1 protein-coding gene is annotated in these 1,021 nt (G+C 38.9%); it reads left to right on the top strand.

Translation table 11 applies throughout. From position 1 onward, the window contains the following. Window positions 1-109: 109 nt before the first annotated feature. On the top strand, window positions 110-1,021 hold a 912-nt coding region (locus ACIQ7T_RS27955), incomplete at its 3' end, for an IS30 family transposase (RefSeq protein ID WP_402875323.1).

Here is a 1,021-nt window from a genome sequence, read left to right as displayed (position 1 = left end):
GACGGATTGTAATATTAAGTGCAACACCTAGAAGTCAATATAAAGGAAGCCCATAACGACCTCGTGTAGAATGTAGTTACCACACAAACATTCAAACGGAGGAATCGTTATGAGCTATACCCATCTTACCATATTAGAACGTGTAAAAATAGAAACATACCTGGAACTTGATTATTCGATTCGTAAAATAGCGAAACTCTTAAATCGTCAACCTTCTACAATTTCCAGAGAAATAAAACGCCACGCCGGTAGTACAGCTGACGAAGCGCAAATACGTTACCACCAAAATAAATCCAACTGTGGTGCCAAGTCAAAATGTACGCCAGAAGTAAAAGAAGCTGTTCAAGAAAAGTTGCGGGATACTTGGTCGCCTGAACAAATTGTCGGCCGCTTGTATCAAGGACAACTGAGTTTTAAAACCATCTATCGCTGGATTTACGATGGTCTTTTAGAAGTGCCTATAACCGTTCTCCGTCAAAAAGGAAAACGCCAAAAACCCCGCGAAACAAGAGGAAGATTTAACATCGGTACACCCATTTCTAAACGCCCAAAAGAAGTACGTAAACGTGAAACCTTTGGACATTGGGAGTTAGATACAGTTGTATCTGGACGTGGGAAAGCAAAAGGCTGTGTAGCAACATTTATTGAGCGAATGACACGATGGTATGTTGGTATTTTGATACCGGATCGCTCAGCTCAATCAATGGAAAGAGCAGTACGTCTACTTCATACTAAATTACCAAAAGGCACTATAAAAACAGCTACAACAGACCGAGGTAAAGAATTTAGCTGCTATAAAGTGTTAGAAAAAGACTTGAAAATTGATGTTTATTTTGCGGATGCCTATTCTTCTTGGCAACGTGGAAGTAATGAAAATGGAAATGGATTACTTCGCGAGTTCTTTCCTAAACAAACAAATTTTGAAGAAGTATCACCAGAAAAACTAACAGAATCATTAAACTATATCAACAACCGACCAAGAAAATGTCTTGGTTGGAAAACTGCAAACGAGGCTTTTAAT

The sequence above is a fragment of the Lysinibacillus sp. NPDC096212 genome (genome assembly GCF_044763105.1).
Taxonomy (GTDB): domain Bacteria; phylum Bacillota; class Bacilli; order Bacillales_A; family Planococcaceae; genus Lysinibacillus.
This window is presented reverse-complemented; position numbering and strand designations above follow the sequence as displayed.